General features: G+C 66.5%; 4 protein-coding genes and 1 pseudogene. All 5 read left to right on the top strand.

The genetic code is table 11. The features are described 5' to 3' along the window. Positions 1–1,257: lipopolysaccharide biosynthesis protein (locus DSP71_RS01555; protein ID WP_181800630.1), on the top strand; the 1,257-nt coding region annotated here is incomplete at its 5' end. Between the two features lie 102 nt (positions 1,258–1,359). Then, positions 1,360–3,444: an acyltransferase family protein gene (locus tag DSP71_RS01550; protein WP_113680194.1), complete on the top strand. Its 2,085-nt coding sequence runs from the start codon at positions 1,360–1,362 to the stop codon at positions 3,442–3,444. Positions 3,445–3,537: 93 nt separating this feature from the next. Then, entirely contained in the window at positions 3,538–4,674 is a 1,137-nt protein-coding gene (gene glf / locus DSP71_RS01545; RefSeq protein WP_113680193.1) for a UDP-galactopyranose mutase, read from the top strand. Positions 4,675–4,684: 10 nt separating this feature from the next. Continuing rightward, positions 4,685–5,503 carry an ABC transporter permease gene (locus DSP71_RS01540; protein ID WP_046749515.1) on the top strand — a complete coding sequence of 273 codons (819 nt, stop codon included), beginning with the start codon at positions 4,685–4,687 and terminating at the stop codon, positions 5,501–5,503. Beyond that, a pseudogene (locus DSP71_RS22905) lies at positions 5,503–5,592 on the top strand (ABC transporter ATP-binding protein); the annotation flags it as partial. The gene DSP71_RS01540 and the pseudogene DSP71_RS22905, both read left to right, overlap by 1 nt.

The raw sequence follows: 5,592 nt of genomic DNA, 5'->3' as shown, positions 1-5,592 counted from the left end.
CTGGGAGCGCTGCTTCGACACGACCTGCTGCGCCGGAGCGCGCTGTTCTCGGTCTCGATCGTCGCGTCCACGGTGGTGGGCATCGTCTCGATCCCGCTGCTGATCAGCACGATCGGCACCGACGAGTGGGCGCGTCTGTTCGTGCTCCAGATCATCGGCCAGTTCGCATCGATCTTCGTCGCGTTCGGGTGGGGTGCGACGGGCCCCAGCACCGTTTCCGCGCTCCCCGCGAGCAGCCGACGGCAGTTCCTCGCCGATTCGGTCGTCGCCCGAGTGCTCCTGTTCCTCATCGTCGGTCCGCTCGCCGTGATCCTGGGCATCGTGCTCGGCGCGGATCCGCTCGCGGCCGTGCTCGCCACGATCGCCTATGCCATCCCCGGAATCGGGGCCGCGTGGTACTTCATCGGGACCAACAGGCCCGTGGCGATGCTCGTGTTCGACGCGCTGCCTGCCGTCCTGGGACAGGTCGCCGCGCTGGTCGCCGTGGTGATCGCGCCGACGTTGACCTCCTACCTCTACTGCGTCGCGTTCGCGACCGTCGCAGGCGTCGTCGGCGGTCTTCTCTTCGCACTGCGCAAGCGCGACGGAGTGCGCCTCCACCGCACGAGGGTGAAGGAGCTCGGATCGACGATGCGCGCACAGATCCCCGGGCTCGCGACGGTGCTCTTCGGCAACCTCTCGACCATGCTCCCGGTGCTCCTCGTCGACGTCTACATGAAGCCCGTCCTGCCCATCTTCGCCGCCGTCGACAAGCTGTACCGGTACGGCGTGCTCGTGCTCGCCCCCATCCTCCAGGCCGTGCAGGGGTGGGTGCCGGAAGCAGGACCGGAGCAGACCCGTCTGCGCGCAAGGGGCTCGCTGTGGGTGGGCCTGGCCGTGGGGCTGTTCGGCGGCGCATGCTTCGCGTTCCTGGCAACCCCGATCTCCATCCCCTTGACGGTGGGGAAGGCCGTCATCCCGTTCGAGATCGCGCTCATCGCGGGGATCGGCTTCGCGGGGGAGTGCGTCGCGCAGATCGTGGGTCTCGCCGGGCTCGTCGCCCTCCACAAGGAGAGAGAGCTCGCGAAGTCATCGGTCGTCGCCGCCGTCATCAGCCTCCCGCTCATGATTCCTGCCGTGCTGCTGTGGGGTCTCATCGGGATCGTCGGTGTGATCGCGGCATCCGCCGTGCTCGTCGCGACCTATCGCACGACCGTGCTGCTGCGAGCGAGCAGCGCCCGCCACCTCGCCTCGGAGACACCGCCGACCGATCATTGAGGACGTCGCGACCACTCTCCGTCGTCGCGACGTTAGGCTGGGTGCGGCTACGGTCTCCCCGAACAGACCGCGGCGCCCGTTCGCCGGCATGGCCGCTCCGCTATGAAACAGACGTTCCTCGCGCCGTCCCCGGGTGCTCCTCACGCCTCGGGGGGAGTGCCCTCGCACCGCGCCGACATCGACGGCCTCCGCGCCCTGGCGATCCTGCTCGTCGTCGTCTATCACGTGTGGCTCGGACGGGTCTCCGGCGGCGTCGACGTGTTCCTCATGGTCTCCGCGTTCTTCCTCACCGGGTCGTTCGCCCGGAGGATGCAGGAGGGGCGACCGCTGCAGCTCGGGTCGTTCTGGATCCGACGGTTCCTGCGCTTGGTCCCCGCCGCCGCTGTCACGATCGCGGGGGTGCTCGCCGTGGCCTTCCTCGCGTTCCCGCGGACCGAGTGGCCACGGGTGTGGAGCGAGGCATGGTCGAGCCTGTTCTACGTCGAGAACTGGACCCTCGCCTTCTCCGAGGTGGACTACTACGCGCGTTCTTCGCAGACCCCGAGCGTGTTCCAGCACTTCTGGTCCCTGTCGGTGCAGGGGCAGGTCTTCCTGCTGTGGCCGTTGCTCCTCGCCGGGGTGTGGCTGGTTCTCAGAACGCGTCGCCACCTGATCGTTCCCGCGCTGTTCGCCGTGTTCGGCACCATCTTCGTCGTGTCCCTGGTGTTCTCCATCATGGAGACGAACAGTGCTCAGGACTTCGCCTACTTCGACACCCGCACCCGGCTGTGGGAGTTCGCCGCCGGCTCTCTGGTCGCCTTGGCGCTGCCCGCTCTACGCGGTCCGATCCGCGGCGCCGCAACGCTCGGCTGGATCGGTGTGCTCGGGATCGCCGTCTGCGGCATCGTCATCGATGTGCAGGGAGGGTTCCCCGGCTATCTCGCGCTGTGGCCGATCCTCTGCGCAGCGCTCGTGATCATCGCCGGTCGGGACGGGGCTCGCGGCGGACCGACGGCGTTCCTCGCATCGCGTCCTCTCCGGTACGTGTCGCGCGACGCCTACGCGCTCTACCTGGTCCACTGGCCCGTTCTGGTGATCTGGATGGTCTTCTCCGGTCGATCCGAACCGGGGATGCTGGCGGGCCTCGGCACCATCGGGCTGTCCTTCGTCCTCGCGAGGCTGCTCTCCCGTTTCGTCGAGCAGCCTGTCCGGGAGGCGAAGGCGCTCAAAGGGTCGAAGAAGCTCGGGATCGGGGTGCTCGTCGCGGCCGTGCTGGTCGTCGCGGTACCGCTCGGCGCGTGGCAGGGCGCCATCGTGCAGCGCACCGACGCGATCCAGGCGAGTGCCTCCCAGGGGTACCCGGGCGCGGCCCAGATCGATTCGCCCATCGATCTCGCGGGCATCGACCTGCCGTTGATCCCCGACCCCACGGCCCTTGATGCGGAGTGGGTCTATCTCGGGCAGGAGTGCACCGGCGACCTCGTCGCCCTCGAACCGGCCCTGGAAGACTCGTGCACGCAGACCGTGCGAGCCGCCGAACCGGGGACTCGGCGGGTCCTCGTGATGGGAGACTCGCATGCCCAGCAGCTGATGTCGCCGCTGCGGGTCTCCGCGGAGGGTCAGGACTGGGAGCTGATCGCTCTGCTCAGGGGCGGATGCTCGATCGCGATCGGCGCACCCTCCACCTCCACCGACACGGCTCCTTCCTCGGAGACCGCCTCTGATGCCGCGTCCTGCGAGGAATGGAGATCAGCGGCGATCGACTACGCCCTTCGCGTGCAGCCCGAGGCGGTCTACCTCGTCGTCACACGTGCCAGCCCGGCATCACCGGAGGTCTTGGTGGACGGGATCGAGGACATCGTGTCGCTGTTGCTCGACCGCGGTATCCAGGTGATCGCCGTACGTGACAATCCGCGGTTCGACTTCGACATGTACGGCTGCGTCTACGAGGCCGACGAGATGTGCGATGTTCCGGAGATCGGGTTCGAGGAGGGGGTCTCCCTGGATGCGCTCGCTGAGCGCGAGGGGATCACCGCCGTCGATTTCCGACCGTGGATGTGCCCGGACTCCATCTGCCTCGGCGTGATCGGGAACGTCGCCGTGTACATCGACGACAACCACGTCTCCGACACGTACGGGCGCACACTCGCCCCGATGCTGCAGGCGATGCTGGATGAGGGCGAGGTGCTTCCGCCGACGGGTGGCTGACAGGGTTCCCCTGGTGAGCCCCGGTAGAGTGGAGAACCTGTGTGGCGCGCGTTCTCGTGCGCATCGGAGCCTCATCGGGCAGAAAGCAGCAACATGGATCTCCTCGTCGTCGGATCGGGCTTCTTCGGCCTCACCATCGCAGAGCGCGCCGCAAACGCCGGCCGCAAGGTCACGGTCATCGACCGTCGTCACCACATCGGCGGCAACGCCTACAGCGAGGCCGAGCCGCAGACCGGTATCGAGGTGCACCGCTACGGCGCCCACCTCTTCCACACGTCGAACGCCACGGTGTGGGAGTACGTCAACCGATTCACGAGCTTCACCAACTACGTCCACCGCGTCTACACCACGCACAAGGGCGTGGTCTTCCCGATGCCGGTGAACCTGGGCACGATCAACCAGTTCTTCCAGGCGGCGTACACGCCGGACCAGGCTCGGGCTCTCGTCAGGGAGCAGGCGGGGGAGTTCGACGTGAAGTCGGCGACGAACTTCGAGGAGAAGGGCATCGCTCTCGTCGGGCGTCCGCTGTTCGAGGCGTTCTTCCGCGACTACACCGCCAAGCAGTGGCAGACGGATCCGCACAAGCTCTCCGGCGACATCATCAGCCGTCTGCCCGTGCGCTACACCTACGACAACCGCTACTTCAACGACACCTGGGAAGGTCTCCCCACCGACGGCTACACCGCCTGGATCGAGCGGATGGCCGACCACCCGAACATCGAGGTCAAGCTGGGCGTCGACTACTTCGACGACTCGCAGCCGCTGAACAAGAAGGCCACGGTCGGTCAGCTGCCGGTCGTGTACACCGGGCCGGTCGACCGCTACTTCGACTACGCGGAGGGTGCGCTCAGCTGGCGCACGCTCGACTTCGAGCAGGAAGTGCTCAGCGTCGGGGACTTCCAGGGCACCAGCGTCATGAACTACCCGGACATGGATGTGCCCTACACGCGCATCCACGAGTTCAAGCACTTCCACCCCGAGCGCAAGGACGTCTACGCGCAGGACAAGACGGTCATCATGCGGGAGTTCTCGCGATTCGCCGAGCGCGACGATGAGCCGTACTACCCGGTGAACACCCCGACCGACCGTGACGGCCTGCTGGCCTACCGCGAGTTGACCAAGGGCGAGACCGACGTGCACTTCGGCGGCCGTCTCGGCACGTACCAGTACCTCGACATGCACATGGCCATCGGCTCTGCGCTGTCGATGTGGAACAACGAGCTCGCCTAGACTCGGCACTGTGAGTCACGCTGCTGTCGGGGCGCCGGGGACGCCGCGGCGATACCTTCACTCGCTGTGGCTGCTCTCGGCCCGAGACCTGAAGGTCCGCTATTCGACGAGCATCCTCGGCTACCTGTGGTCCGTGCTCGATCCGCTCGTCATGAGCGTGATCTACTGGTTCGTCTTCACGCAGGTGTTCAAGCGGGACGTCGGGGAAGAGCCGTACATCATCTTCCTCATCAGCGCGCTGCTGCCCTGGGTGTGGTTCAACAGTTCGGTCTCCGACTTCACGAAGGCCTTCAAGAAGGACTCGCGGTTGGTGCGTTCGACGGCCATCCCTCGATCGATCTGGGTGAACCGGATCGTGCTGAGCAAGGGCATCGAGTTCCTCTTCTCGCTGCCGGTCCTCGTGCTGTTCATCGTCGTGAACCTTCTGGTCGAAGCCGATCCGAACCGGACGGTGCAGATCGGGTGGGGCGTCCTCTGGCTTCCCCTGGCCGTCGTGCTGCAGACCATCCTCCTCATCGGGCTCGGCCTGCTGGTGGCGCCCCTGTGCGTGCTCTTCGTCGACCTGGAGCGCACGACGGCGCTGATCCTGCGGGCGATGTTCTACGCGACGCCGATCATCTACAACGTGACCGATCTGCCGGGGATCTTCCAGACCCTCGGAGCCTTCAACCCGCTGGCCGGCATCTTCATGCTCTACCGGATGCCGTTCTTCCCCGACCAGTGGAACACGTTCACGCTGACGATCAGCATCGCGATGAGCCTGCTGATCCTCGCGCTGGGGATCTGGGCCTTCCGCAAGCTCGAGCGACCCGTGCTGAAGGAGCTGTGATGGCGACCGCGATCGAAGTCAGCAGCCTCGGAGTGCGTTTCCGTCGCAACCGACGCGGGTCCCGCAGTTTCAAGGATCTGTTCGGCGGC

The sequence above is a fragment of the Microbacterium sp. H6 genome, assembly GCF_003314775.1.
Classification (GTDB): Bacteria; Actinomycetota; Actinomycetes; order Actinomycetales; family Microbacteriaceae; genus Microbacterium; species Microbacterium oxydans.
Note: the sequence above shows the minus strand (reverse complement) of the source record. Positions and strands in the feature narration are given on the sequence as shown.

Coding starts and splice junctions, on each gene's coding strand:
- glf (WP_113680193.1), top strand. CDS start 3,538: ATGGATCTCCTCGTCGTCGGATCGGGCTTCTTCGGCCTCACCATCGCA.
- DSP71_RS01550 (WP_113680194.1), top strand. CDS start 1,360: ATGAAACAGACGTTCCTCGCGCCGTCCCCGGGTGCTCCTCACGCCTCG.